22 protein-coding genes and 1 tRNA gene are annotated in these 26323 nt (G+C 74.1%); 16 read left to right on the forward strand and 7 right to left on the reverse strand.

Annotated elements, in window-relative coordinates; all coding sequences use genetic code 11:
• Nucleotides 1–297: 297 nt before the first annotated feature.
• Nucleotides 298–1764, forward strand: a complete 1467-nt coding sequence (locus ACFYUY_RS19660; RefSeq protein WP_387902003.1) for a sensor histidine kinase — start codon at nt 298–300, stop codon at nt 1762–1764.
• Nucleotides 1761–2456, forward strand: coding sequence for a response regulator transcription factor (locus tag ACFYUY_RS19665; RefSeq protein WP_280725820.1), 696 nt, complete (start codon nt 1761–1763; stop codon nt 2454–2456). Before ACFYUY_RS19660 ends, ACFYUY_RS19665 begins: the two co-directional genes overlap by 4 nt.
• 107 nt (nt 2457–2563) lie before the next feature.
• On the opposite strand, the gene ACFYUY_RS19670 is transcribed toward ACFYUY_RS19665, so the two are convergent.
• Nucleotides 2564–3259: a DUF461 domain-containing protein gene (locus ACFYUY_RS19670; RefSeq protein WP_360211273.1), complete on the reverse strand. Its 696-nt coding sequence runs from the start codon at nt 3257–3259 to the stop codon at nt 2564–2566.
• A 431-nt stretch (nt 3260–3690) separates the two neighbouring features.
• Here ACFYUY_RS19670 and ACFYUY_RS19675 point away from each other — a divergent pair, with 431 nt between their 5' ends.
• From ACFYUY_RS19675 to ACFYUY_RS19705, 7 genes are all read left to right on the forward strand, one after another.
• Nucleotides 3691–4173 (forward strand): CarD family transcriptional regulator, encoded by a 483-nt coding sequence (locus ACFYUY_RS19675; RefSeq protein ID WP_030244332.1) that lies wholly within the window; start codon nt 3691–3693, stop codon nt 4171–4173.
• 342 nt (nt 4174–4515) lie between these two features.
• Nucleotides 4516–5241, forward strand: coding sequence for a 2-C-methyl-D-erythritol 4-phosphate cytidylyltransferase (gene ispD, locus ACFYUY_RS19680; protein ID WP_387902008.1), 726 nt, complete (start codon nt 4516–4518; stop codon nt 5239–5241).
• A complete protein-coding gene (gene ispF, locus ACFYUY_RS19685; protein ID WP_387902011.1) occupies nt 5231–5731 on the forward strand; it encodes a 2-C-methyl-D-erythritol 2,4-cyclodiphosphate synthase in 501 nt (166 codons plus the stop codon). Before ispD ends, ispF begins: the two co-directional genes overlap by 11 nt.
• Before the next feature lie 155 nt (nt 5732–5886).
• The gene (locus tag ACFYUY_RS19690) at nt 5887–6282 is read left to right on the forward strand and encodes a PPOX class F420-dependent oxidoreductase (protein ID WP_360211277.1); all 396 of its coding nucleotides are present in this window, start codon (nt 5887–5889) and stop codon (nt 6280–6282) included.
• A gap of 70 nt (nt 6283–6352) precedes the next feature.
• A complete protein-coding gene (gene cysS / locus ACFYUY_RS19695; protein WP_387902014.1) occupies nt 6353–7747 on the forward strand; it encodes a cysteine--tRNA ligase in 1395 nt (464 codons plus the stop codon).
• A 136-nt stretch (nt 7748–7883) separates the two neighbouring features.
• Nucleotides 7884–8873 (forward strand): 23S rRNA (guanosine(2251)-2'-O)-methyltransferase RlmB, encoded by a 990-nt coding sequence (gene rlmB, locus ACFYUY_RS19700; protein ID WP_360211280.1) that lies wholly within the window; start codon nt 7884–7886, stop codon nt 8871–8873.
• A gap of 316 nt (nt 8874–9189) precedes the next feature.
• Nucleotides 9190–10884, forward strand: a complete 1695-nt coding sequence (locus ACFYUY_RS19705) for a DoxX family membrane protein (protein WP_360211282.1) — start codon at nt 9190–9192, stop codon at nt 10882–10884.
• A 174-nt stretch (nt 10885–11058) separates the two neighbouring features.
• Here the strand turns inward: ACFYUY_RS19705 and ACFYUY_RS19710 are convergent, their stop codons facing one another.
• From ACFYUY_RS19710 to ACFYUY_RS19720, 3 genes are all read right to left on the reverse strand, one after another.
• Nucleotides 11059–11859 carry a nucleotidyltransferase family protein gene (locus ACFYUY_RS19710; protein ID WP_360211284.1) on the reverse strand — a complete coding sequence of 267 codons (801 nt, stop codon included), beginning with the start codon at nt 11857–11859 and terminating at the stop codon, nt 11059–11061.
• A 141-nt stretch (nt 11860–12000) separates the two neighbouring features.
• On the reverse strand, nt 12001–12450 hold the full coding sequence (locus ACFYUY_RS19715) for a hypothetical protein (protein ID WP_360211286.1): 450 nt from the start codon (nt 12448–12450) through the stop codon (nt 12001–12003).
• Nucleotides 12451–12632: 182 nt separating this feature from the next.
• A complete protein-coding gene (locus tag ACFYUY_RS19720) occupies nt 12633–13724 on the reverse strand; it encodes a sn-glycerol-3-phosphate ABC transporter ATP-binding protein UgpC (protein ID WP_360211288.1) in 1092 nt (363 codons plus the stop codon).
• A gap of 283 nt (nt 13725–14007) precedes the next feature.
• Between ACFYUY_RS19720 and ACFYUY_RS19725 the strand changes: the two genes are divergently transcribed.
• The 3 genes from ACFYUY_RS19725 (at nt 14008) to ACFYUY_RS19735 (ending at nt 17302) form a co-directional block, all read left to right on the forward strand.
• Nucleotides 14008–14081, forward strand: a tRNA-Thr gene (locus ACFYUY_RS19725).
• A gap of 366 nt (nt 14082–14447) precedes the next feature.
• Nucleotides 14448–16292: an ABC transporter ATP-binding protein gene (locus ACFYUY_RS19730; RefSeq protein ID WP_387902019.1), complete on the forward strand. Its 1845-nt coding sequence runs from the start codon at nt 14448–14450 to the stop codon at nt 16290–16292.
• The gene (locus ACFYUY_RS19735) at nt 16289–17302 is read left to right on the forward strand and encodes a serine/threonine-protein kinase (protein WP_387902022.1); all 1014 of its coding nucleotides are present in this window, start codon (nt 16289–16291) and stop codon (nt 17300–17302) included. The genes ACFYUY_RS19730 and ACFYUY_RS19735 overlap by 4 nt, the downstream gene beginning before the upstream one ends.
• On the opposite strand, the gene ACFYUY_RS19740 is transcribed toward ACFYUY_RS19735, so the two are convergent.
• Nucleotides 17206–18012: a hypothetical protein gene (locus tag ACFYUY_RS19740; RefSeq protein WP_387902025.1), complete on the reverse strand. Its 807-nt coding sequence runs from the start codon at nt 18010–18012 to the stop codon at nt 17206–17208. The two genes, ACFYUY_RS19735 and ACFYUY_RS19740, sit on opposite strands and share 97 nt — an antisense overlap.
• 209 nt (nt 18013–18221) lie before the next feature.
• On the opposite strand from ACFYUY_RS19740, the gene ACFYUY_RS19745 reads away from it, so the two are divergent.
• Both ACFYUY_RS19745 and ACFYUY_RS19750 read left to right on the forward strand, forming a co-directional pair.
• Nucleotides 18222–19883: an MFS transporter gene (locus ACFYUY_RS19745; RefSeq protein WP_387902028.1), complete on the forward strand. Its 1662-nt coding sequence runs from the start codon at nt 18222–18224 to the stop codon at nt 19881–19883.
• A 211-nt stretch (nt 19884–20094) separates the two neighbouring features.
• On the forward strand, nt 20095–20640 hold the full coding sequence (locus ACFYUY_RS19750; RefSeq protein ID WP_360212696.1) for a methylated-DNA--[protein]-cysteine S-methyltransferase: 546 nt from the start codon (nt 20095–20097) through the stop codon (nt 20638–20640).
• A gap of 81 nt (nt 20641–20721) precedes the next feature.
• Here ACFYUY_RS19750 and ACFYUY_RS19755 read toward each other — a convergent pair whose 3' ends face one another.
• Nucleotides 20722–21798: an ATP-grasp domain-containing protein gene (locus ACFYUY_RS19755; RefSeq protein ID WP_387902031.1), complete on the reverse strand. Its 1077-nt coding sequence runs from the start codon at nt 21796–21798 to the stop codon at nt 20722–20724.
• A 385-nt stretch (nt 21799–22183) separates the two neighbouring features.
• Between ACFYUY_RS19755 and ACFYUY_RS19760 the strand changes: the two genes are divergently transcribed.
• Complete coding sequence (locus ACFYUY_RS19760; protein ID WP_360212700.1) at nt 22184–23605, forward strand: family 2B encapsulin nanocompartment shell protein; 1422 nt, start codon at nt 22184–22186, stop codon at nt 23603–23605.
• A 262-nt stretch (nt 23606–23867) separates the two neighbouring features.
• The gene (locus ACFYUY_RS19765; protein WP_387902034.1) at nt 23868–24917 is read left to right on the forward strand and encodes a family 2 encapsulin nanocompartment cargo protein polyprenyl transferase; all 1050 of its coding nucleotides are present in this window, start codon (nt 23868–23870) and stop codon (nt 24915–24917) included.
• Between the two features lie 197 nt (nt 24918–25114).
• Here the strand turns inward: ACFYUY_RS19765 and ACFYUY_RS19770 are convergent, their stop codons facing one another.
• Nucleotides 25115–26155 (reverse strand): NAD-dependent epimerase/dehydratase family protein, encoded by a 1041-nt coding sequence (locus ACFYUY_RS19770; RefSeq protein ID WP_387902037.1) that lies wholly within the window; start codon nt 26153–26155, stop codon nt 25115–25117.
• Between the last annotated feature and the right edge of the window lie 168 nt (nt 26156–26323).

Here is a 26323-nt window from a genome sequence, read left to right on the forward strand (position 1 = left end):
CAGAAGCTGTGTCGGTGGCGGTGCCGACCGGTCCTCCCGTCCGACCGTCGCCGTGACGTCCGGGTTGACCGCTGCTGGTGGCGCGAATCGTACGCGCGCACCCGGGACGGCGGCCGCTGTTCGGCCCGCCGCCCGTTCCCACACGGGCTGCACGGCCAACTCTGCGCCGTTCGGGCGACGGTGCACGGCCGGTGCGGTGAATCGGCAGCTACGTGGAGGTGAATTCTCGGCAACGCGTGGCCGATGCCTTGATCCAGCCCTTGGGGAGTGCCCTGGCCGTACGCTTACGCTGGCCACATGGACGTGAACGTGGCCGCCGCCGCTGCCTGCGCCATAGCCGGGCTCGGCGTCGGCCTCACGGCCTCCATCGCCTTCCGTTGGAGCGAGCGCGAGCAGGCCAGGGGCAGGTACGGCGGCACCAGCAGCAGGACCCGTGGTCGCCAGCAGGTGCTGGGCACCGCCACCCCGGAGCCTCCGCTCCCGCCGGGGGTGGACACCGTGCTCTCCGTGCTCCGCTCCTGCGCGATCGTGCTGGGCGAGGGCGACGAGGTGGTCAAGGCCAGCTCCGCCGCGTACGCGATGGGCCTGGTGCGCGGCGGTGCCGTCGCCGTGGACCCGATGCTGTCGCTGGCCCGCGCCACCCGCCGGGACGGTGAGATCCGGCAGGTCGAACTGGAGGTGCCCCGACCCGGCGCGGCCCGCGCGGCCGAGCCGCTGGCGGTCTCCGTCCGGGTCGCCCCGCTGGGCTCGCGGCTCGTGCTGGTGCTGGTCGAGGACCAGACGGAGCGCCGCCGGGTGGAGGCCGTCCGCCGGGACTTCGTGGCCAACGTGAGCCACGAGCTGAAGACCCCGGTCGGTGCCCTGTCGCTGCTCTCCGAGGCGGTCGCGGACGCGTCCGACGACCCGGAGGCGGTGCAGCGCTTCGCCGGCCGGATGCAGATCGAGGCGACCAGGCTGGCCAGCCTGGTCCAGGAGATCATCGACCTCTCCCGGGTCCAGGACGACCGTCTGATGGTCGACCCGGAGCCGGTCGCGGTGGACGAGCTGATCGCCGAGGCGATCGACCGCTGCCGCCAGCAGGCCGCCGCCAAGCAGATCCTGATCGCGGCCGGCGGCATCGCCGGCCTCTACCTGCACGGTAACCGCGGCCAGCTCGCCGCGGCGCTCGGCAACCTGGTCGAGAACGCCGTCAACTACAGCCCGCCGCGCACCCGGGTGGCGATCGCGACCCGCCGGATCTCCAGCGCCGCGGCGCTCGGGGAGGCGGACGGCGAGCTGATCGAGATCTCGGTCACCGACCAGGGCATCGGCATCTCCGAGAAGGACCGCGAGCGCGTCTTCGAACGCTTCTACCGGGTGGACCCGGCCCGCTCCCGGGCGACCGGCGGCACCGGCCTCGGCCTCTCCATCGTGAAGCACGTCGCCGCCTCGCACGGCGGCACGGTCTCGGTGTGGAGCGTCGAGGGCCAGGGCTCCACCTTCACCGTCCGGCTGCCCGCCGGCCAGGCGCCCGACTCCGACGCCGACGCCGAGGTCGGGTCCGCAGACGCCGACGACCTGCCCGACGAGTGGGACGACGACCGGCCCGACAACCGGCCCGGCCCCGACGCCGGCCGCGCCGGGACCGCCACCACGCCCACCCAGACCCTCACCACGGACCGGACGGCCGACTCGGGCCGCGCGGACCGTTCGCTCCCCACGGGGGAGCGGGAACAACCCCTGTCAGACCCAACCCCACAGCTTGCCCCGGAGGCCCGATCGTGACCCGAGTACTGGTGGTCGAGGACGAGGAGTCGTTCAGCGACGCCCTCTCGTACATGCTCCGCAAGGAGGGCTTCGAGGTGGCCGTGGCCGCCACCGGCCCCGACGCGCTGGAGCAGTTCGAACGCAACGGCGCCGACCTCGTCCTGCTCGACCTGATGCTGCCGGGCCTGCCGGGTACCGAGGTCTGCCGCCAGCTCCGGGTGCGCTCCAACGTCCCGGTGATCATGGTGACCGCCAAGGACAGCGAGATCGACAAGGTCGTCGGGCTGGAGATAGGTGCGGACGACTACGTCACCAAGCCCTACTCCACCCGTGAGCTGGTCGCCCGGATCCGCGCGGTGCTGCGGCGCCGCGGCGAGGACGGCGGCCCGGGCGAGAACGGCGGCGGCCCGGGCGCCCTGGAGGCGGGCCCGGTCCGGATGGACGTCGACCGGCACGTGGTGACCGTCGACGGCGCCAAGGTCGACCTCCCGCTGAAGGAGTTCGACCTGCTGGAGATGCTGCTGCGCAACGCGGGCCGGGTGCTCACCCGCATGCAGCTGATCGACCGGGTCTGGGGCGCGGACTACGTCGGCGACACCAAGACCCTGGACGTCCACGTGAAGCGCCTGCGGGCCAAGATCGAGCCGGACCCGGGCGCCCCGCGCTACCTGGTGACGGTCCGCGGCCTGGGCTACAAGTTCGAGCCGTAGACCGCAGGTCCGACGTGATGCGGAAGGCCCCCGCCGGCAGTCGCCGGGCGGGGGCCTTCCGCATCACGCCCGGCGGCCCCCAGGGGCCGCCGGAGCGCCGTGGTGCCTCAGTGGGTGCCGGCGGACGGGCTGCCGGACGGGGTGCCCGCGGCGGGCGTGGTGCCCGCCGGGGTGGCGGTACCGGACGGCACGGCCGCACCGGTGGTGGCCGGGGCGCCCGGGGTGGTGGCGCCGGCGGCCGGGGTGGCCGCGGCGGGGGCGGTGCTCTTGGCGGGCACGGCGACCGGGCTCGCCGTCGGGCCGAAGCCCTTGTAGAGGCCCTTGTTCGGGCTCACGCCGGCCAGGGTGTCGACCTTCTGGCCGTCCTTGAAGGTGAAGGTGGTGTTGACGAAGCCGCCGACCTGGACGGTCACCGAGGCGACCTTGGCGGACGGGTTGCCGTCGCCGCCGATGGCCACGGCGCCGTTGGCGGGGATGACGATGCCGGTCAGCGGGGCGCCCGCGGCGTCGGCGAAGGAGGCGGTGGCGGTGCCGACGGTGATCGACTGCAGCTCCGCCGGCACCAGGCCCGTGTTGGCGATGTTGACGGTCACGTTGGCGGGGCCGGTGTGCTCGCCCGAGGACTCGTCCCCGGTGACGACCACGATGTTGTTCAGGCGGAGGTCCGTTCCGAGAGTGGCCGCAGCGTTGTCCGGCTTGATCTGCAGGGTGTCCGGCGAGTTGCCGGCGGCGCAGGACGACAGCGAGGCGATGGCGATGGCGGCGATGGCGGCGATGCTGCCGCGTCGAAGGCTGCGGCTCACGGCGGCGGCTTCTCCTAATGGGTCACGTGTCGGTAGGTCAGGTCTCAGATTATCGACCTCACTTATGCGCTCCTCACGGGGTGGTCCCCCGTGTCGCACGACCGGGGTCCGCCGGGCGCCCGTCCGGCCGCACCGGTGGCGTGTCCAGGTCACTCCCGGGACAAGCTTCGACCAAGATCGAATAACGATGTGGATACGGCCCGATAAACGGTGAAAACCCAAGATCCAATCACGGTTTCGCGAGTGTTGCGCGAGGTTTCGTCGAGCGCCGGAACCGCCTCCGACCTGCGGGAAGCCCCTCTCGAACATCGGTCGCAGCACGTCATGGGGGTGGTTGTCAAGCCCCGAGACCTGCCCTGACCTGCGAAAACGCCCTTCGGGTGCGCCGAAAAGCGTGTTATTCTGGAAAGCCACGGAAGGGGTCCTGTCACATGACGTTCAAGGTTGGCGACACGGTGGTCTACCCCCATCACGGGGCCGCGCTGATCGAGGCCATCGAAATTCGCCAGATCAAAGGTGTGGACAAGACCTACCTGGTGCTCAAGGTGCAGCAGGGAGACCTGACGCTCCGCGTGCCCGCCGAGAACGCGGAGTTCGTCGGCGTGCGCGATGTGGTCGGCCAGGAGGGTCTGGACCGGGTCTTCGAGGTGCTGCGCGCACCGTACACCGAAGAACCGACCAACTGGTCCCGTCGCTACAAGGCGAACCTCGAGAAGCTCGCCTCGGGCGACGTTATCAAGGTCGCCGAGGTCGTGCGCGACCTCTGGCGTCGTGAGCGCGAGCGCGGCCTGTCGGCCGGCGAGAAGCGCATGCTCGCCAAGGCGCGCCAGATCCTCGTCAGCGAGCTCGCGCTGGCGGAGAACACCAACGAGGACAAGGCGGAGACGCTGCTCGACGAGGTGCTCGCCTCGTAGTGCAGTCGGGCTTCCGCCCACCGCTCACAGCGCCCGGTGCCGGCGCGCCGCTCCCAGGACCACGTGTCCGGGGGTGGTGCAGTGGCACTTCGGGCGCTGAGGCGTGTCCGGACGACGCCTCCGGCCCGACCGGGTCGGGGTCCGCCACGACGCGGCCGGGCCTGCCGGGCCCGGGGCCGCCAGACCGATTCGCCGTGCAAGACCGATTCTGCGGGTTGTGCGGCGGGTGTGGTGGACCGTGGTTCTTCGGAAGGGGCCCTCGCGCCCGCCGGGCACGCCAAGGCCATACCCACTTCGCCGAAGGAGTGAAACCTGAACGCCTCAGCAGCAGTCGCAGCAGCAGTGGTGCCCGCCGCCGGACGCGGTGAGCGGCTGGGGCCCGGTGCCCCGAAGGCCCTGCGGGAACTGGGCGGTGTACCGCTCCTGGTGCACGCCGTACGGGCGCTGGCCCGCAGCCGGGCCGTCGGCCTGGTCGTGGTCGCCGCGCCCGCCGACGGGGTGGCCGAGGTGGTCGCCCTGCTCGGCAGCCACGGCCTGGACGACAAGGACATCCGGGTGGTGGCCGGCGGCGCGACCCGCCAGGAGTCGGTCCGGCTCGGCCTCGCCGCCATCCCGGCCGACGTGGAGGTCGTGCTGGTGCACGACGCGGCCCGCCCGCTCGTCCCGGTCGAGGTGGTGGACGCCGTCGCGGCCGCCGTCCGGGCCGGGGCCGTCGCGGTCGTGCCCGCGGTGCCGCTGGCCGACACCGTGAAGCGGGTCGAGCCGAGCCCGGGACTCCCCGAGCCGGTGCTCGACACGCCCGACCGGGCCACCCTGCGCGCGGTGCAGACCCCGCAGGGCTTCGACCGGGCCACCCTGGTCGAGGTGCACGCCAAGGCGCTGGCCGAGGAGAGCGCGGGCGCCGCCGACGCGCCGCCGGTCACCGACGACGCCGGCCTGGTGGAGCGCTACGGCGGCCGGGTCGTCGTGGTGCCCGGCCACGAGGAGGCGTTCAAGGTCACCCGTCCGCTGGACCTCGTGCTCGCCGAGGCCGTACTCGCCCGCCGGAGGGCCTCCGATGCCTACTGATCCACTGCTCCCGCCCGTCCCCCGGGTGGGGATCGGCACCGACGTGCACGCCTTCGAGGCCGGCCGCCCGCTGTGGGTGGCCGGACTGGAGTGGCCGGACGCCGGGTACGGGCTGTCCGGGCACTCGGACGCCGACGTCGCCGCGCACGCCGCCTGCGACGCGCTGTTCTCTGCCGCCGGGATCGGCGACCTGGGCGCGCACTTCGGCACCGACCGGCCCGAGTGGGCCGGCGCCTCCGGGGTGAAGCTGCTCGGCGAGGCCGCCCGGCTGGTGCGCGAGGCCGGCTTCGAGATCGGCAACGTCGCGGTCCAGGTGATCGGCGTCCGGCCGAAGATCGGCAAGCGGCGGGCCGAGGCGCAGGCCGCGCTGTCGGAGGCGGCCGGTGCGCCGGTGTCGGTCTCCGGGACGACCACCGACGGCCTGGGCCTCACCGGCCGGGCCGAGGGGCTCGCCGCGATCGCCACCGCCCTGGTGTACGAACGGCGTTGAGCCAGCGCGGCGGCGGCCGCGGAAATGTCCGCCGCTGACGGGTGTTCAACGGGGGCTGCCGGGGCCCGGGTCGATAGTGTTCGGCGCGGGCCCGCTCCGGCCGTTCCGCGCCGTCCCGCCGGGTCCGCCCCACCGCCGACGAGAAGAGGTTCCCGATGAGCGCCCAACTCTCCGACCGTGCCAAGGCCCTGGTCGACGGCAAGACCTTCGCCGTGATCACCACGATCCAGCCCGACGGCAGCCCCCAGTCCTCGGTGGTCTGGGTCAAGCGCGACGGCGACGACATCCTGTTCTCCACCGTCCAGGGCCGCCGCAAGCACCTGAACCTGGTCAAGGACCCGCGGGCGACCCTCCTGGTCAACCCGCCGGACAGCCCGTACGAGTACTTCGAGGTGCGCGGCTCGGCCACCATGACCACCGAGGGCGGCCGGGAGCTGATCGACGAGCTGGCCTTCAAGTACCGCGGGGAGCAGGTCTACGGGTGGGACGGGCCGGACGACGTCCGGGTCGTGGTGCGGCTCACCCCGCGCAAGGTGGTCGGCAGCATCTGACCGCCGTCCGGGCCCGGGATTCCGGGGGAATGTCGCGGGGCACCCCCCGCCGCCCACTACGCTTGACGCTGTGAGCATTCGCCTGTACGACACCAGCACCCGCCAGGTACGCGACTTCGTCCCGCTTGTACCGGGTTGTGTCTCGATCTACCTGTGCGGCGCTACCGTCCAGTCGGCGCCACACATCGGGCACATCCGGTCCGGGCTCAACTTCGACATCATGCAGCGGTGGTTCGCCTACCGCGGCTACCAGGTGACCTTCGCCCGGAACGTCACCGACATCGACGACAAGGTGATCGCCAAGGAGCGCCAGCTCGGCACCCCGTGGTGGCAGATCGCCTACGAGAACGAGCGCGCGTTCAACGACGGCTACACGGCCCTCGGCTGCCTGCCGCCGACCGTCGAGCCGCGGGCGACCGGGCACGTCCCCGAGATGATCGAGATGATGCAGGTGCTCATCTCCGGGGGGCACGCCTACGCGGCCGACGGGAACGTCTACTTCGACGTGAAGTCGTACCCCGACTACCTCGCGCTCTCCAACCAGAAGCTCGCCGACCTGCGCCAGCCCGAGGGCGAGGGCGAGACCGGCAAGCGGGACCCGCGCGACTTCGCGATGTGGAAGGCGACCCGGCCCGGCGAGCCCAGCTGGGACACCCCGTGGGGCCGCGGCCGCCCGGGCTGGCACCTGGAGTGCTCGGCGATGGCCCACAAGTACCTCGGTGCGGCCTTCGACGTCCACGGCGGCGGGCTGGACCTGATCTTCCCGCACCACGAGAACGAGATCGCCCAGTCCAAGGCCTACGGCGACGACTTCGCCAACTTCTGGGTGCACAACGCCTGGGTCACCATGGCCGGCGAGAAGATGAGCAAGTCGCTGGGCAACTCGGTGCTCGTCTCCGAGATGGTCCAGCGCTGGCGGCCGATCGTGCTGCGCTACTACCTGGCCGCCCCGCACTACCGCTCGATGATCGAGTACAGCGAGGAGTCGCTGCGCGAGGCCGAGGCCGGCTTCGGCCGGATCGAGGGCTTCATCCAGCGCACCGTCGAGCGCTGCGGCCCGGTCGAGGCGGCGCCCGAGGTGCCGCCGGCCTTCGCCGAGGCGATGGACGACGACCTGGGCGTGCCGCAGGCGCTCGCCATCGTGCACACCGCCGTCCGCCAGGGCAACAGCGCCCTGAACGCGGACGACAAGGAGAACGCGGTGGCGCGGCTCGCCGAGGTCCGTGCGATGCTCGGAGTGCTGGGTCTCGACCCGCTCGACCCGCACTGGGCCGGGGCGGAGCGCGGCGAGGACCTGCACGGCGTGGTCGACTCGCTGGTCAGCCTGGTCCTGGACCAGCGGCAGGCGGCTCGTCAGCGCAAGGACTTCGCCACCGCGGACGCCATCCGCGACCAGCTCGGCCTCGCCGGGCTGGTGATCGAGGACACCCCGTCCGGCCCGCGCTGGACGATCAACAACCAGTAACCCCATCTGACGATCGGGGTGAGGGTGGGCCGTACCGGACCGGTGCGGCCCTCCCGCATGACGTAGCGCATGCCGCCGGCCGCCGCCGGACAGTAACGGGGCGGCCGGGCATGCCGGACAGACAGGAAGTACAGCCATGGCCGGCAACAGCCAGCGCAGGAACCGCCGCAACCCCGGATCGAAGAAGGGCGCGTCTGTCGGTACCGGCGGGCACAGCCGGAAGGCGCTCCAGGGCAAGGGCCCGACCCCGCCCGGCGCGGAGCGCAAGGGCCACCCGAAGCAGCGCGCCGCCAACGCCGCGGTCAAGCGCGAGCGGGACGCCAAGGCCCGCGCCGGCATGCGCCGCGCCGGGGCCGGTCGCGGCGGCCGCGGTGGCGCGGGCAGCGCCGAGCTGGTCTTCGGCCGCAACTCCGTGGTCGAGGCCCTGCAGGGCGACGTGCCGGCCAACGCGCTGTACGTCCAGCAGTTCATCGACACCGACGACCGCGTGCGCGACGCCTTCCAGGCCGCCAACGACCGCGGCATCCCGCTGATGGAGGCCCCGCGCGCCCAGCTGGACCAGATGACCGGCGGGCTCAACCACCAGGGCCTGGTGCTCCAGGTGCCGCCGTACGAGTACGCGCACCCCGACGACCTGCTGGTCGAGGCCTCCGACGCCGGCCAGGACGCGCTGATCATCGCGCTGGACGGCGTCACCGACTCGCGCAACCTCGGCGCCGTGGTCCGCTCCGCCGCCGCCTTCGGCGCGCACGGCGTGGTCATCCCCGAGCGCCGCGCGGCCGGCATGACCGCCGGTGCCTGGAAGACCTCCTCCGGTGCCGCCGCCCGACTGCCCGTCGCCCGGGCCACCAACCTCACCCGCACCCTGGAGGCCTACCAGAAGGCCGGCCTGATGGTGGTCGGCCTGGCCGCCGACGGCGAGGCCGAGATCGGCGACCTGGAGCTGCTGAACGGTCCGGTCGTGATCGTCGCCGGGAGCGAGGGCAAGGGGCTGTCCCGGCTGGTCTCGGAGACCTGCGACATGCGGGTGCGGATCCCGATGTCCGGGCTGACCGAGTCGCTGAACGCCGGTGTCGCGGCGGGCATCGTGCTGTACGAGGCCGCGCGGCAGCGCGCCAAGCGCTGACGCCGTGAGCCGTGAGCCGTGAGCCGTGAGCCGTGAGCCGTGAGCCGACGCCGGACGGCGTGACCCGACGGCAGGCGTCCTGAGCCGACGGCAGGTGCTCCGCGCCGAGCGCGCGGAGCACGGCCGGCGCGGAGCACCTGCCGCGGAGCACAGAGCGGGGCCGGCGCGCAGGGGTTCTTCCGAATCCTCCGCAGTCCGGTTGGAAAGCGATCGGGCCCGACCGGGCCCGATCGCTTTTTTCATGATCACTTCAAGTGTGCGCCGGACATCCACCCGGGAGAGTGTCCTTAGCGGCCGTCACCCGGTTAGACCGGGCGTGGACACCAGAACACCTCGGCGCCCCCTGTTCGGCGGCGGCAGCACCGGGATAGAAGCGGGCCCCGGCCTCGACACCGTCAAGGTGTCGTCCGACCCGGCGCGCCTCAGCAGCACCCAGGCGAGCTTCCGGCTCCGGCTCGGCACCCCGGTGGCGCCGTTGATCGAGGCCCCGGCCGGACTGCTGTCCACCGGCGCCGCGTTCGGCGACCCGTACGCCAACCAGGGCCTGATCCGTCGTCCGCTGGTCACCCCGCAGGTCGTCGTGCCCGCCTCCGCCGTCCCGGCACTGGCGGGTGCCGGCGGAGGCGGTGCGCCGCGCCGCAAGGGCCGCGTCACCGCCGTCACCTGGACCGGCCAGGCACCCCCCGGGGACCTCGCGGCCACCCAGCTCCTGGAGGCCGTCCGGCTCACCGGCTCCGGGGGCGGCGGGGTCGGCCTCGCCGAGTCCGACACCCAGGTCATCCCGTCCTACACCGGCGCCCGGACGGTGCCCCGCCAGCCCCGCGAGGGCTCCGGCACCGCCACCGACGCCGGCGTCGGCCCGGTCGGCGTGCCGCAGGGCTGGACCCCGAGCGGCGAGCTGCCCGAGGTCTCCGCGGCCGCCGCCGACGGCCGGCAGGCCTGGTACCCCGGCCGCCGGGTCGACCTCGGCCTGGTCCTGCTGCCGCTGCGCGCCGTCCTCGGCTCGCTGTCCGTCTACGCCGGCTTCAGCAAGCTCTGCGACCCGGTGTACTTCGACGGCGGCGAGCGCGGCTCGATGATGCGCTGGCTCGCCTCGCTGCACCCCTGGAAGGTCGCCGAGCCGCTGCTGGCCTTCGCCATGGCGCACCCCGTCGGCGCCGGGCTGGTGGTGTCGTTCACCGAGATCGTGGTCGGCGTGCTGACGATCCTCGGCCTCTGGCAGCGGCTCGCGGCCGGGGCGGCGATGCTGCTCTCCGCCGCACTGCTCTTCACCGTCAGCTGGCGGGCCGTGCCGGTCTACGACACCCCCGACCTGATCTTCCTGGCGGCCTGGAGCCCGCTGCTGATCGCCGGTGCGCCGTTCGCCTCCCTGGACGGACGGCTCAGCCTGGAGGCCTGGCGGCGGTACGGCACCGACGCGCCCGCCGCGCTGCGCCGCCGGGTGCTGCGCCGGGGCACCGTGGTCACCACGGTCGTCGTCGGGGTGACCCTGCTGCTCGGTTCGATGCTCGGTGCGGCGGTGCGCACCGGTGCCCGGCCGCACCAGGCGCCGGCCCGTCCGGCCACCGACTACGGCACACCGGTCTGGCCCTCCGGGGCCCCGACCGGCCCCTCCACCGGCCAGGGCCCGTCCACCCCGCCCTCGCCGTCCTCCGCCCCCCGCCCGGCCACCCCCACGCCGAGCCCGACCGCCCCGCCGTCCTCCGCCCCGGCCAGCCGTCCGGCCGCCCCGACGCCGAGCGGCAAGGGGCACGCCACCAAGACCGAGGGCGGCGCCAGTTCGGCCCCGGCCCCGGCCGCACCGACCGCCGCCGCACCGGCGGCCGGTTCCTCGCCCGCCCAGCGCAGCACCCCGGCCCCCGGCGGCTCCGGCACGGCGCCCAAGCCCAGCCCGAGTTCCGGGTCGGGATCCGGGTCCGGACTGCTCGGCGGGGTGCTGGGCAGCGGCCCGCTGGCCGACCTGTCCGGTGGCGCCCGCTCCTCCCGTCCGGGGGCGCCGACGTCCACCTGACGGTCCGGTACGGCAGTGGGCCGGGTGCTCCGTGGGGGAGCACCCGGCCCACTGCAGTGGCGTCGCGGGCCCGGCGGGCGCTGCGGTCCCGGTCGCCCTGGCGGGTGCCGCGGGCCCGTTTGCGGTGTCGCGGCCTGCTCGGCGGGCGCCGCGGCCCCGGTCACCGCCGGCGGTTCACTGCGGGGCGCGGCCGGCCCCGGCGGCGAGCTCCTTGGCCGCCTCCGTGAGGTCCTTCGCGGTGTCGATGGCGCGCCAGTACACGCCCTGCGGCAGCTGGTAGCCCGCCAGCCGCTTGCCGCGCGCCAGTTGGGGGAACGTGGTGCGCTCGTGGTCGCCCACGTCCGGCAGCAGCTCGGCGAACTCCGGGCTGAACACGTACAGCCCGGCGTTGATCAGGAACGGTGAGGGCGGCGCCTCGATGAAGTCCAGCACGTTGCCGAACTGGTCGGTCTCCACCGCGCCCCAGGGGATCCGCGGCCGGGCCAGCGCGAGCGTGGCGACGGCGTCCCGCTCGTGGTGGAAGGCGGCCATCTCGCGCAGGCTGAACCTGGTCCAGATGTCGCCGTTGGTGGCGTACCAGGGCTCGTCCGGGCGGGGCAGCGCCCGGGCCGCGTACTTGAGGCCGCCGCCGCGCCCGAGCGGCTCCTCCTCGACCACCGTGCGCACCCGCAGCGGCAGGTCCGCCTTGTCCAGCCACTCCTGGAGCACGTCGGCCAGGTGACCGCAGGACACCACCACGTCGGTGACGCCCTCGGAGGCCAGCCAGGCCAGCTGGTGACCGAGGATCGGGGTGCCCGTCCCCGGGATCTCGACCAGCGGCTTCGGGCGGTCGTCCGTGTAGGGCCGCAGCCGGGAGCCCTGGCCGCCGGCCAGGATCACGGCCTGGGTGACGGGCGTCGTGGTCGGCCGGGGCGAGCGGGGGGAGCGGGACGGCTGGGACGCGGGGTCGGCGGTGGGGCCGGAGTCAGCGGTCATGGCTGAACAATAAGGCGCGGACCGGGCCGCGGAGCCAGGGCGGCTCCGCGGCCCGGTCCGGGCTGCGGCGTCTGCTGCGGGGGAGGCCGTCGTGGGGCTCCGGCGCCCGGTGTGGTGCCGGGGGCCGGCCGGGGGGCAGCGTCAGCCCGCGATGCCGGCGGCGAACGACCCGTCGCAGACCGGGCGGGCGAAGGAGCGGGCGCGCTGCACGTCGCCCTGGTACTTGCGCACCGCGGCCTTGCCCAGCTCGGAGGCGAGCGAGCTGCAGTACGGCGTCAGCGACGGCTGCTCGCGCATCGAGCGCTCCAGCAGGTCCAGCGCCGCCGACGGGTTCTTCGCGCGCAGCTCGTCCAGCAGCGCCACCCGCAGCGACTCCTGTGGGGCGAGCGCGTCCGAGGAGCGGTCCGCGGCGGCGGTCGCGGTGCGGCCGATCCCGGCGCCGTCCCCGCTGGACGCGGCCACGACCTGCTGGTCGAGGCCGGTCGGCGGGGCCCACGGCACGCGGGTCACGGCGAGGGTGCCGGTGGTCACCAGGACGACCGGCAGGGTCAGGGCGACGGTCTGGCCGATACGGCGCACAAGCTGCTTCACGCTCAGGAGCGTAGCGGTGGGTGCGGGCCGGATCGCCCTCCGTTACACCATCGAGTGACACCGTGTCCGGGTTCGTCCCCGCGCCGTGTTGACGCGGGGGTGTACGGACGGAGCCCGTCGGACCGGGGCAGGTCCGACGGGCTCCGCACGGCGGTGTGCCCGGGCGCACCCGGGCCGCCCCGTCAGCTGCTCAGGCGGGCGCCCGTGCTGGTGGAGAACACGTGGGTCTCGTCGGCGATCGGCACGACGTGGATCGTCTCGCCGCGGGCCGGGATCTGCCGGCCGTGCACGCGGACGACCAGCTCCTTGTCCTCGCCGCCGATCTTGGTGGTGCCGTAGACGAAGCCGTCCGAGCCGAGCTCCTCGACCACGTTCACCGTCACCGCGACGCCCTCGATGCCGCCCGCCGGGACGATCTCGAAGTGCTCCGGGCGGATGCCGACGGTCACCGTCTTGTCGGAACCGGCGCCGGCCAGGTCGTCACGCGAGACGTTGACCACCGAGCCGCCGAACTTCACGCCGCCGTCCACCAGCGGGACCTCGACCAGGTTCATCGCCGGCGAGCCGATGAAGCCGGCCACGAACAGGTTGGCGGGCCGGTCGTACATGTTCCGCGGGGAGTCGACCTGCTGCAGCACGCCGCCCTTGAGCACCGCGACCCGGTCGCCCATGGTGAGCGCCTCGGTCTGGTCGTGGGTGACGTACACCGTGGTGATGCCCAGGCGGCGCTGCAGGCCGGCGATCTGGGTGCGGGTCGACACGCGGAGCTTGGCGTCCAGGTTCGACAGCGGCTCGTCCATCAGGAAGACCTGCGGCTGGCGCACGATCGCGCGGCCCATCGCGACGCGCTGGCGCTGACCGCCCGACAGCGCCTTCGGCTTGCGGTCCAGGTACTCGGTGAGGTCGAGGATCTTCGCGGCCTCCTCGACCTTGGTGCGGATCTCCGACTTGTTCACGCCGGCGATCTTGAGCGCGAAGCCCATGTTCTCCGCGACCGTCATGTGCGGGTACAGCGCGTAGTTCTGGAACACCATCGCGATGTCCCGGTCCTTCGGCGGCAGGTGCGTGACGTCCCGGTCGCCGATCCGGATCGCGCCGCTGTTGACGTCCTCCAGGCCGGCCAGCATGCGCAGGCTGGTCGACTTGCCGCAGCCCGACGGGCCGACGAGCACGAGGAACTCGCCGTCCGCGATCTCCAGGTCCAGCGCCGCCACCGACGGGTCCTTGGCACCGGGGTAGATCCGGGTCGCCTTGTCGTACGTGACAGAAGCCATGGTCGTTCTCTCCTTCACCGGCAGGAACGTGCCGGACGATCCGAGTAAAGGGGGGTTGGTTCGTCTCCGTCCGCCCACCCGGTGGTCTGAACCACTGCGCAGGCCGACTCCCGGCGACGCTACCTGCGCCCGCGCCGCTTGTCAGCCCCCGTCCCGCCCGATTTCGGCATCGGTTCCATCACGCCCACCCACCCCGCCGACCCCCGGATATCCCCCCACCCCACCACCCGGGCCCGGTAGACTGCCCCCGGTGCCGCCGTGATCCATCGCGGACGGCCACCGTGCCTCCTTAGCTCAGCTGGCCAGAGCACCGCTCTTGTAAAGCGGGGGTCGTCGGTTCGAACCCGACAGGGGGCTCAGCGGCGTGAAGGGCCGGCTCCACCTGGTGACCAGGTGGGGCCGGCCCTTTGTCGTTGCCGGGGTGGCGGGGCGGGCGGGTTCCGGAATCGGGTGGGGCGGTGGTGAGCGGGGGGCCGGGGTGGTGCGTACCTCCTGGTGGGGAAACGGATGAGGAAGGAGACAGTGATGGGCATGCTGGCCAATCTGGTTCCGGCGATGAGGCATCCGCACAAGCGGACCAAGTCCGGTCGCTCGACCAGGACCTCGAAGACGGGCACCCACCGTCGCCGTCGGCGCACTTCGTCGTCGCGGCACTGACGGCTCCGCCGTCCTGTCAGGGCCGGGCCCCGGGCCCGGCCGAGTTCCCAGGGTTGGACGAGTTCCGTGTGGTCACTGCGGCGGCTGACGGTCGTCGGTGCGGGTGAGGGCGACGGCCGGCCGGTCGTCGACGCCGCTCCGGCGGTGCCGTTGCGGCGGACCTTCGGGAGGTTCTGGCCCTACACGCGCGGGGGCAGGCGCTGGCTGGCCCTCCTGCTGGGGTTCGTCCTGCTCGGCCCGGTGGTCGACGCGGCCGCGATCTGGCTGTTCAAGGTCGTCGTCGACGAGGTGCTGGTGCCGCGCAGGCTCGGGCTGTTCCTGCCGGTGGCGCTCGGCTACGCCGGGCTGGCCGTCGTGGCGGGGGGCCTGCGCTTCGCCGACGAGACGACCTCGGCCTGGGTCAGCGAGCGCTTCCTGTTGGCCCTGCGGTCGGACGTGTTCCGGCACCTGCAGGGCCTGTCGCTCGGGTTCTTCGAGCGGCGGCGGCTCGGTGACGTGCTGTCCCGGCTGACCGGTGACATCGAGGCGGTCGAGACGTTCCTGCTGTCGGGCGTCCTCGACGCCGTCGCGTACGCCGCGGAGCTCGCCGTCTTCCTGGCCGTGCTGTTCTACCTGCGCTGGGACCTCACCCTGGTCGCGCTGGTGGTGGCGCCGCTGTTCTGGTTCCTCGCGCGCCGCTTCTCGGTGCTGGTGAAGGCCGCTTCGCGGGAGCGGCGACGGCGCAGCGGTTCGGTGAGTGCACTCGCCGAGGAGACGCTGGGCAACATCGCGCTGGTGCAGGCGTACAACCGGCAGGACTGGGAGCAGGAGCGGTTCCTGCGGGAGAGCCTGGCGCGGTTCCGGGCGACGATGGCGGCGACCCGGCTGCGGGCGTTGTTCGCGCCGATCGTCGAGGTGCTGGAGCTGTCCGGCGGGCTGATCGTGCTGGGGCTGGGCGCCTGGGAGCTGTCCCGGGGGCGGTTGACGCTGGGCGAACTGCTGGTCTTCGTGGCGTTGTTGGGCCGGTTGTACGGGCCGATCCGGGGGATCTCGCGGCTCAGCAACGGCCTCTACTCGGCCTCCGCCGCCGCCGAGCGGATCATCGAACTGCTCGACCAGCGCCCGCAGGTGGCCGATCCACCGGTGCCGTTGAGACCGGCCCGGGTGCGCGGGGCGGTGACCTTCGACGGGGTGTGGTTCCGCTACCCGGGGTCGAAGAGGGTGGCGCTGTTCGACGTGTCGTTCCACGCCGAACCGGGCGAGACGGTGGCGCTGGTCGGCGCGAGCGGGGCCGGCAAGTCGACGGTCTCCAAGCTGCTGCTGCGGTTCTACGACCCGGAGCGCGGTGCCGTCCGGCTGGACGGGATCGACCTGCGCGAGCTGGCGCTGGCGGACCTGCGGGACAACGTCACGGTGCTGCTGCAGGAGACCCTGGTGATCCACGGCACCGTCCGGGAGAACATCGCGTACGGGAGGCCGGACGCGAGCGACGCGGAGATCCTCGCCGCCGCCTGGGCCTCCGACGTGCACGACTTCGTCGTCGGGTTGCCGGACGGCTACGACACCGTGGTGGGGCAGCAGGGCCGGCTGCTGTCCGGTGGGCAGCGCCAACGGCTCGCGATCGCCCGGGCGATGGTCCGCGACGCGCCGGTGCTGATCCTCGACGAGCCGACCACCGGGCTCGACGCGGGGTCCGGGCAGCGGGTCATGGAGCTGCTGGGACGGCTGATGCGGGGGCGGACCACGATCATCATCTCGCACAATCTGCTCACCGTCCGGAGTGCCGACCGGATCGTGCTGCTCGACGGCGGCCGCCTCGCCGACTGCGGTACGCACGAGGAGCTGCTGGCGCGCAACGACGGCTACGCGCGGCTCGACCGGCTGCACGCCCGGCCCGTCCCCGCGACACCGCTGCAGGAGACCGTCCGATGAACACCCGACCGCTGAACACCCGACCTCCGCTGCCCGCGGGGACACCCCTCGCCCCCGGCTACCCCGTCCTGGCCCACCTGTGCCGCACCGGCTGGCTCGACGTCTACGACGCCTGGAGCGAGGAACGGGACTGCCGCTGCGTGGTGAAGGTGCTCCGGCCCGACCGCCGCCGCGACCGCCGGCTGCGCGAACGGCTGCTCCAGGAGGGCCGCTGGCTGACCGGCTTCACCCACCCGCACCTGGTGCGCGGCTACGGCACGGGCGAACACCCGCAGCCGTACGCGGTCCTGGAGACCCTGACCGGCGAGACCCTCTCCCACCTCATCGACCGGCGGAGCCGCCGGCCGGCCGCCACCGACCTGGCCCTGCTCGGGCTGCACCTCTGCTCGGCGATGCGCTACCTGCACGGGCAGGGCCTGCTGCACCTCGACCTCAAGCCCTCCAACATCGTGATCGACTGCCGCCACGCCAAGGTGCTCGACCTGAGCATCGCCCGCCCGCCGGGCCGGGGGCGCCCGGGCGTCGGGACGGATGGCTACCTCGCCCCCGAGCAGGCCGGCGGGGGCCTGCTCACGGCGGCCGCGGACGTCTGGGGGATCGGCATCACCCTGTACGAGGCGGCCACCGGGGACGTCCCCTTCGCCGGCCCGGCCCCGGACGGCCCGGCGCCACCGGTGGGCCGCGCGCGCCGGCTGCCCCGTCCGCTCGCCGAGGCGATCGACGGCTGCCTGCGGCCGGACCCGGCCGACCGCCCGGGCCTGCCCGAACTGGCCGGCCGCCTGGACGCGTTGCTCCCGCAGAGCCGCCGTGCGGTGGCACCGCCGGTGGACGACCCGGACTCCGACGACAGGGACGCCGGCGACCCGGACTCGGACGACGGGGACTCCTACGCCCCGGACCCGGGCGACATGCCTCAGGACCTGCGGAGCCGCCGGAGGGTCCAGGCGGGGTCGGGCGGGGTGGTGAGCGGGCGGGAGTGGGTGGCGAGGAGTTCGGCGGCGCGGCGGTAGGAGAGCCGGGCGCGGCCGGTGAGCGGGCAGCGGTCGGCGGCGGGGGTGCCGGCGGGGGCGCGGCGGTCGGTGAGGAAGAGCGGGCCGGTGGTGCGCCCGGCGACGAGCAGGGGGAGCAGCCGGGCGGTGCCGGCCTGCCAGTGGAGGGGGGTGCGGCCGGGCCGGTGGAGGGTGCGGCGGTGGGGCAGGTCGAGGTCGTCGGCGTCGAGGGCGAGGACGGTCTCGATGGCGGCGCCGGACTCGTGGAGGAGGTGCCAGAGCGCCTGCTCGCGCAGCGGGGCGCGGAGGGCGAAGAGGGCGCGGAGCTCGTCGGGGGTGAGCGGGGCGGCGGCCGGGCCGACGGGCGGGCGGGGGCGCAGGTCGGTGGTGGGGTCGCCGACGAGCCAGCCGCGGGCCCGCCACCAGACCACGGCGGCGCGCAGGGTGGAGAGTTCGCGGTTGAGCGTGCGCGGGTCGGTCGCGGTGGTGCGGAGCTCGACGGCGGTGCGGAGGCGGCCGGCGGCGTCCGGGTGGTCGAGCAGGGCGAGCGGGAGGACGGGCGGTCGGGCGCGCCGTCGTCCGGGGCCGGTGGGGGCGGGGCGGTCGGCGAGGGCCCAGGCCCAGGTGTCCAGGGCGATGCGGTAGATCCGGCGGGATCCCGGGGCGAGCCCGGCGTCGGAGAGGTAGCGGTCCACGGCGACGGCGTACTCGACCGGGGGGAGCTCCGTCATGCCGGGGCCTTCCATCTCTTCCGCAGTAAACGAGGTGTTCCGAGCCGTTTCGAGAGTACTCCCGATGCCCGGTGAACAGCAGCTGAACTGCTATTCCGTGGTGATTTACTGCGGCAATCCAAGGGGCGTGCAGAATTGATGCGGAAAGGCTCAAGTTTTTCCCGGAAATCCTTGAATCCGGTTCCCGGTGGAACGCACACTTGCTGCCCATGGCAGTGGACACGGAACGGATCCAGGCCCGCCGACGGCGGCCGGGAGGCCGGCTCGCCGTGCTGGGCGAGCGCGATTTCAGCCGGTTCTTCGTCGGCTACACGACCTCCCTCCTCGGCTCCTCGATGGCACCGGTGGCGGTGGCCTTCGCGGTGCTGGGCGGCGATGGCGGCGGGGCGGGGGCGGGCGGCGACGGCACGGACCTGGGGTGGGTGATGGCGGCCCGGATCCTGCCGGTGGTGCTGGTCCTGCCGGCGGGCGGGTTGATCGCGGACCGGTTCGGCCGGCGGCGGGTGATGCTGGGCTCGGACGTCCTACGGGGGCTCGTCCAGGCGCTGTTCGCCGCACTGCTGGCGACCGGGCACGCGCCGGTGTGGGCGATGGTCGCGCTGGTGGCCGTCTGGGGGGTCGGCGAGGGGCTGTTCCTGCCCGCCTTCGGGGCGGTGGTGCCCGACCTGGTGCGCCGACGGGAGCTCCTGGGCGACGCGAACACCCTGGTGGGGCTGTCCCGTTCGGCGGCCGCGGTGGCCGGGCCCGCGGCGGCCGGACTGCTCACGGCGGCGTGCGGCCCGGCGGTGGTGCTGGTGGTGGACGCGGTGACGTACGGCGTCGGGGCGCTGGCCCTGGCCGGACTCCGCAGCTCCCCGCGGACGGCGTCGGCGGCCGGCGGCGAGGAGTCGATGGCCGCCGAACTGCGCACCGGGTGGAAGGAGTTCGCCGGCCGGCCGTGGCTCTGGATCACCACCGTACAGACCGGACTGTTCAACCTGGTGGTGTGGGCGCCGTTCCTGGTGCTCGGACCGCTCACCGCCCAGCGGCACCTCGGTGGCGCCCGCGCCTGGGGCGTGGTGATGGGCGTGTACGGCGTCGGCGCGGTGCTGGGCGGTCTGCTGATGCTCGGGCGCAGGCCGGGCCGACCGCTCGCGGTGGCCACCGTGGCGACGCTGGGGTGGGCCCTGCCCTCGGCGGCGCTGGCGGCCGGCGCGCCGCTGCCGTGGGTGGCGGCGGCCGCGCTGGCGGCGGGCGTCGGCTCGGCGGTCTGCGGGGCGCTGTACGCCACGACGATGCAGGCCTGGGTGCCGCCCGAGGTGCTCGGCCGGGTGAACTCGTTCGGGGCGCTCGGCGCGTTCGTGCTGGGCCCGCTGGGGCTGGCGGCGGCGGGGCCGGCGGCGGACCGGATCGGTGTGGGCAGGGTGCTGCTGCTCGGGGTGGTCTGGCAACTCGCGTCGGGGGCCGTGGTGTTGATGGTTCCGCCGGTCCGCCCCCACCCGACCCGCTCCGCGGGCGCACCCCCGGCCCGGCGCGGTTCGTCGCCCACCGTGCCCGGCCGGCCCCGGAGCGCACCTCCGGCCCGGCTGCCGAACCCCGTCGCCCCGGCGGGGAGCGCGGCGGCCGGGCCGGTCGTACCGTGGAGGTGCGGGGACGACGGAGGAGGTCGGCCATGCCCGGTTCGCTCACCATCAGCCACCACGAATCCGCGGTCGCCCTGGACCACGCGGACGCCGATCGGCTCGCCACGGTGCTGGCGGAGCTGGCGTACCTGCTGGAGATCCCGGGGCCCAACCGGATCAACGACGCGCAGCTCGCCCTGCTGTGCGAGGGACGGACGCCGGACCGCGCCGAGCTGTCGCGGTGGTCCCGGACGCTCGCGGCGGAGCTGAAGGGGCGGCTCTGACGGCTGCCGCGTCCGACCGAGCCGGAACCGGAACCGGAGCCGGAACCGGAGCCGGAGCCGGAGCGGGAACCGGAACCGGAACCGGAGGTGCCCCGCCCCGCCCGCCGTACGATGGCGCGCGGGGCGGGCCGGTCGGGCCTGCCCCGGGGGTGTCGGGGTGGCCGGCACCCGGTCCGGCGGAGGGTGGGGGCCCGAGCGTGTCGCAGTCCCGGTCGATGTCCTGGCTGACGGTGGAGACGCCGCTGCCCAGCGGTCCGATGCACGTCGCGGTGACGCCGCTGGGCGTGGCGGCCGCCGGGTACGGCGTGCGGGAGGGTGAGCTGCCGCCGTGCACCGACGCGTCGCGGATAGCCGCCGTCACGGACCGCATCGGCGCCTATCTGGCGGGCCGCAGCCGGGAGTTGGGCCTGCCGATCGACTGGAGCCTGAGTTCCGGCCCGCACCGGACGGTGCTGCGCACGCTCTGGCAGGAGGTGCCGTACGGCGGGACCATCACCTACGGCGAACTGGCCTCCCGCAGCGGGGTGTTCGAGGACGTGACCGAGCCCGGCCTGGCCGCGCGGACCGTCGGCCAGATGATGGCCGCCAACCCCGTCGCCCTGCTGGTGCCCTGCCACCGGGTGGTGGCGGCGGACGGGATCGGCGGCTTCGGCGGCGGCCGGGTGGGGATCGAGGTGAAGCGCTGGCTGCTGACCCTGGAGGGGGTGCTGGAGCCGACGCTCGACTGGAACGGCCCCCTGTAGCCGGCCCCTGGCGCAGCGTCCCTGCGGAGCCCCGGAGCCCCGGAGCCCCGGAGCCACGTCCCGCCGCCTGCCGCGCCCGGCTCAGTGCTGCCGCACCAGGTCGACCGCCACCGGTGCCCGGCGCGGCCGGACCGGCTGGATGTCGGACACCAGCGTGTACTCGACGCCCCGGACGTCCGGCGGCCGAACGGCCTCCAGTCGTTCGCCGAGGGCCAGCCGGACGGCGTCCCAGGGCAGGTTGAGCCCGCACAGCCGGAGCTGGTGGAGCCCGGCGGCGGGGCGGGTGTTGACGTCGATCACCACGGGCTGCCCGTCCAGTTCGCGGAACTGGATGTTGGACAGGTAGGCCATCCGGCCGGCCCGGACCAGTCGGCCGACCGGTTCCAGGTAGCGCGGGTCGGTGGTGAAGCCGCGCCGCCGGCCGTCCTTGGTGCGGCCGACCGCGGTGAGCGGGGTGCCGTCCCGGTCGGCGAGGCAGTCGACCGAGACCTCGGGCCCGTCCAGGTACGGCATCACCAGGAGGTCCGCCGGCTCCTCCCCGGGCCCGCCGCCGGCCCGGTCGCCGGACAGCGCGGCGGCCACCTGCTCGACCTGGACCCGGTGGTCCCAGCCGTGCAGCCGCTGCGGCCCGTACGGCTCGCGGGTGAGCACCCGGAAGCCCGCGCCGCCCGCGCCGGTGGTGGGCTTGAGGCAGGGGGTGTGCCCGGTGGCCTCGATCCGGTCGACGGCCTCGTGGAGTTCGGCGGCGGTGCGGACCCGCCACCAGGGCGGGGTGGGGAGTCCGGCGGCGGATATCGCGCGGTAGCCGTCGTCCTTTCCCGCGTAGGCGGCGACGGCGGTGGCGGGGGGAGAGAGCAGGGTGGTGCCGATCGCCTCGAACTCGGGCCGGGCGAGGGCCACGGCGAGTTGGTGGAGCTGGGGGACGAAGACGGTGATGGCGTGCCGGGCGCAGTAGTCGAGGGCGTAGCCGACGTAGGCGTCGGCGGGCAGGTCGGCGGGTTCGAGGGTGCCGTGGTCGGCGGCGGCGAGCACCGGGGAGTCGGGGTCGGCGTGGGTGGCGTGGACGGTCACCGGGCGCGGTGCGGCGTGCAGTTGCTCGATGAAGAAGACGTTCTCGGCGTAGGTGCGGTTGAGCCAGACGCGTACCGGCGCTCCCAAGGCTGCCTCCCGGGGCATGGCGTGACGGAGTGTCAGGGTGCGGGGCGGGACCGTGCGCCGACTGCCCGGGCGGCCCTGTGAGGTGGCACCCTAGCGGGCCGTCGCGAGGATTCGAACAGGCGGGTCGGTCCGGGTGGCCGCTGCCCGGTTCCGCTGCCGGAGGGGGTGTCGATGGGGGAGGATGGGCAGCGGCATTCCGATAAATTCGAATAATTAGTCGAACAAGCATCGATCAGGTGATCCAGTCGTACTATTTGTTCGGTTATTCCGAACCACTCGAAAGAGTGATTGCGGCCCGCCCCCGAATGGCCTCACCATGAAGCTGCAACATGAATGTGCAAGGCGACACGTCATCGGGTAATCGGGTATGCGAAGGGCTCCCCTTATGTCGACCGAAACCACTGCCGGTATTCCTGCGCCGGGCGCGCAGCCGGAGATCCGGCAGCAGCAGAGTCTGAGCACGGCAGGTGCGCGGAACCTCGCCACCACCACCAAGTCCGCGCCGCAGATGCAGGGCATCAGCCCGCGCTGGCTGCTCAGGACGCTGCCCTGGGTGCAGGTGTCCGGCGGTACCTACCGGGTCAACCGCCGCCTGCGCCACTCGGTCGGCCGCGGTCGGGTGAGCTTCGTCAAGACCGGCCCCGAGGTGCGGATCGTCGCGCCGACGCTCGCCGAGGTGCCAGCGCTGCGCGGGTTCCAGGACGAGGCCCTGCTGGAGGAGCTGGCCGGGCGCTTCGTCCAGCGGGACTTCGGCGCCGGCGACGTCCTGGTCTCGGCCGGGGCGGCGATCGACGAGGTCTTCCTGATCGCGCACGGCAAGCTCGAGCGGATCGGCACCGGCAAGTACGGCGACGAGACGGTGGTCGGCACCCTCGCCGACGGCGACCACCTCGGCGACGAGGCCCTGCAGCAGGAGGACGGCACCTGGCCGTACACCGTCCGGGCCGCGACCTCGGGCACGGTGATGGCCCTGCCCTGGTCCGCCTTCCAGGAGCTGCACGACCGCTCCGAGGCGCTGCAGCTGCAGATCATCGAGTACCTGAACGGCTTCCAGCAGGCGCAGAACAAGCACGGCGAGGCCGCGATCGACCTCTCCGCCGGCCACCACGGCGAGTACGAGCTGCCCGGCGCCTTCGTGGACTACGAGCTCAGGCCCCGCGAGTACGAGCTGAGCGTCGCGCAGACCATCCTCAGGGTCCACACCCGCGTCGCCGACCTCTACAACCAGCCGATGAACCAGACGGAGCACCAGCTGCGGCTGACCATCGAGGCGCTGCGCGAGCGCCAGGAGCACGAGCTGGTCAACAACCCCGAGTTCGGCCTGCTGGAGAACGCGGCGTACGACCAGCGCATCCAGACCCACTCCGGGCCGCCCACCCCGGACGACATGGACGAGCTGCTCAGCCGGCGCCGCGGCACCAGGATGTTCCTCGCCCACCCCAAGGCCATCGCCGCCTTCGGCCGCGAGTGCAACAAGCGCGGCCTCGTGCCCGGCACGGTGGAGGTCGAGGGGCGGCACGTCACCGCCTGGCGCGGGGTGCCGGTCTTCCCGTGCAACAAGATCCCGATCGTCGGCGGCCACACCAGCTCGATCATCGCGATGCGCGTCGGCGAGGACAACCAGGGCGTCATCGGCCTGCACCAGACCGGAATTCCGGACGAGTACCAGCCGGGCCTTTCGGTGCGGTTCATGGGAATCGACGAGACGGCCATCATTTCCTACCTGGTCAGCGCCTACTACTCCGCCGCGATCCTGGTGCCGGACGCGGTCGGCGTCCTGGAGAACGTGGACATCGCGCAGCGCTAGAACGCGGCCGGCGACCACGGAACCGACGCCGGAACGGCGACCACCGGAGCGGTGTGCACCGAACGCCGACCACCGGAACCGACGCCGGCCGGCCATCCCGCGCCGCCCAGCCGGGGCGCCCACACCCCGGGCCGGGCGGCGCGCCTTCGTGCGGGCCGAGCGCCCCACCGCCGGTACTTCACAGCGGCCCGCCCCGGGCGGGCCGACACGTCCTGTCGCAGGCCCGACGGCCTCACCACAGGCCAACAGGGGGGAGAAACCCATGACGAGCTCCACGCTGGAACGGGACCACCGGGAGGGGCACGAGGCGGAGGGCGTCCTCGCCCGGGCCCGCACGCTGGTCGACCCGGTCCTGCGGGCCGCCGTCGACTCGCTGCCGGGCGCGATGCGCAGGGTCGCCGGCTACCACTTCGGCTGGTGGGAGGCGGACGGCTCGCCCTCGGCCGCCCCCTCCGGCAAGGCGATCCGGCCGGCCCTGGTGCTCGCCGCGGCCCAGGCGCTCGGCGGCACCCCGGCCAGGGCCACCGCGGCGGCCGCCGCCGTCGAGCTGGTGCACAACTTCACCCTGCTCCACGACGACGTCATCGACCGCGACGTGACGCGCCGCCACCGCCCCACCGCCTGGAGGGTGTTCGGCACCACCGAGGCCATCCTGGCCGGGGACGCCATGCACTCGCTGGCGCTCCGGCTGCTCGCCGAGGACCCGGACCCGGCTGCCCGGGAGTCCGCCCGGCGGCTCACCGACTGCGTGGTCGAGCTCTGCGAGGGGCAGCAGATCGACTGCGCCTTCGAGCAGCGCAGCGACGTCTCCCTCACCGAGTGCCTGGCGATGGCGGAGGCGAAGACCGGGGCCCTGCTCGGCGCCGCCTGCGCGATGGGGGCCCTGTACGGGGGCGGTTCGACGGAGGCCGCGCAGGCGATGGACGGCTTCGGCCGGGAGATCGGCCTGGCCTTCCAGCTGATCGACGACCTGATCGGGATCTGGGGCGACCCCGCGGTGACGGGCAAGCCGGTGGGCGCGGACCTGGTTGCCAGGAAGAAGTCGCTGCCGGTGGTCGCGGCGCTCGGTTCCGGCACCCCCGAGGGTGCCCGGCTGGGCGAACTGTACGCGCTGGAACGCCCGCTCAGCCCGGAGGAGTTGGCGCAGTGCGCGGCTGCCGTCGAGGGCGCCGGCGGGCGCGGCTGGGCGCAGGGCGAGTCCTGCGAGCGGATGGCCGCGGCGATGGCCCAGCTGGCCACCGCCGTTCCGGAACCGTCCGCGGCGGACGAACTGCTGGCGCTCGCCGAACTGGTCACCCGCCGCAAGCACTGACCCGGGGCGGCAGGGGTGGGCGCCGGCCCGGCCCGGTCGCCCACCCCTGCGGCGTGCCCGTCCAGGCCCCGCGCCCTGCGTGCACCGGCAGCGCCGGGTCGGCCACTGAGGCCCGTCCAGGCCCCGGCGCCGTCCACGTCGCCAGGCCCGGCCGCTGAGGCCGATCCCGGCGCCCCGTCCCGGAGCCGGCGCGGGGCTCAGCCGAAGGCGGCCAGCAGCCGCTGCTCCTTGGCCGGTTCGATGCCCTGCCGCACCGCGGCCTCCTTGCGGCCCTTCCGCCCCTCGGCGTCGGTGTCCTCGGCCGAGACGCGGTTCCGCAGCCACTCCCAGGTGTCCCGCGCGGTCTCGGCGAAGGGCCGGCAGCGCAGCCCGGCCGCCCGGGCCCGGCCGGTGTCGGCGAGCCAGACGCCCGTCAGCTCGGGCACGTCGGGCGCCCAGAGCGGGAGTTCGCTCCACGGCTCGACCTGGTCCGGCCCCTCGGCGAGCAGCGCCGCGTCGTCGACCCAGACCAGCTCGGTGTCCGCGGCGCCGGCCACCTCCCGGCAGGTCTCCAGCCACTGGCCGAAGGTGAGCAGTCCGGGCGGGGCCGTGGTGACGTAGCGACCGGTGGTTCCCGCGGTGAGCAGGTCGAGCCCGAAGGCGGCGAAGTCCCGGACGTCGATCACCTGCATGGTGCGCCGGCGGTCGCCGGGGGCCAGCACCCGCCCGCCGCGGGCCATCCGTTCCAGCCACCAGGGCAGCCGTCCGCCGTTCTCGTGCGGGCCGATGAGCAGCCCGCTGTTGAGGATCAGCGAGCGTTCGGCGCCGAAGCCGTCGAGGACCGCCCGTTCGCAGCCCGCCTTGAGCGGGTTGCCGGGCGGCTGGCCGGGAGGGGTGTCGGCGGGGCAGGGGTGCAGGGGCGAGTCCTCGGTGACGGTTCCGGCGGGCCAGTCGGCGAAGGCGTGCACGGAGGAGACGAAGGTGTAGTGGTCGGCCCGGCCGCGCAGCAGTGCGGCGGAGGCCGCCGCCTGGGCGGGCTGCTGCGCGGAGGTGTCGACGACGGCGTCCCAGCTGCGGCCCTCGACGAGCCGGGCGAGGTCGTCGGCGTGGTCGCGGTCGCCCCGGACGGTCTCGACACCGGGCAGGTCGGCGGTGGTGCGGCCGCGGTTGAAGGTGGTCACCTCGTGGCCGCGGGCGAGGGCGTCGGATGCGTAGGCCCGTCCGAGGAAGGACGAGCCGCCGAGCAGGAGGATCTTCATGCGGGCAAGTCTGTCCGCGGCCGGCCGTCGGTGACCCTTGCTTAGCGCTGGGCAGAGCGGGCCGCCGGGCCCGCCCACCCCGCCCCATCGGCCCCGTGCCGCCCCGCCCCCACCGGTCGGCCGACGTGCCGCCCCGCCCGGCCCCGCATAGCATCCGCTATGTACTCG

The organism is Kitasatospora sp. NPDC004745 (genome assembly GCF_042873275.1).
GTDB lineage: Bacteria > Actinomycetota > Actinomycetes > Streptomycetales > Streptomycetaceae > Kitasatospora.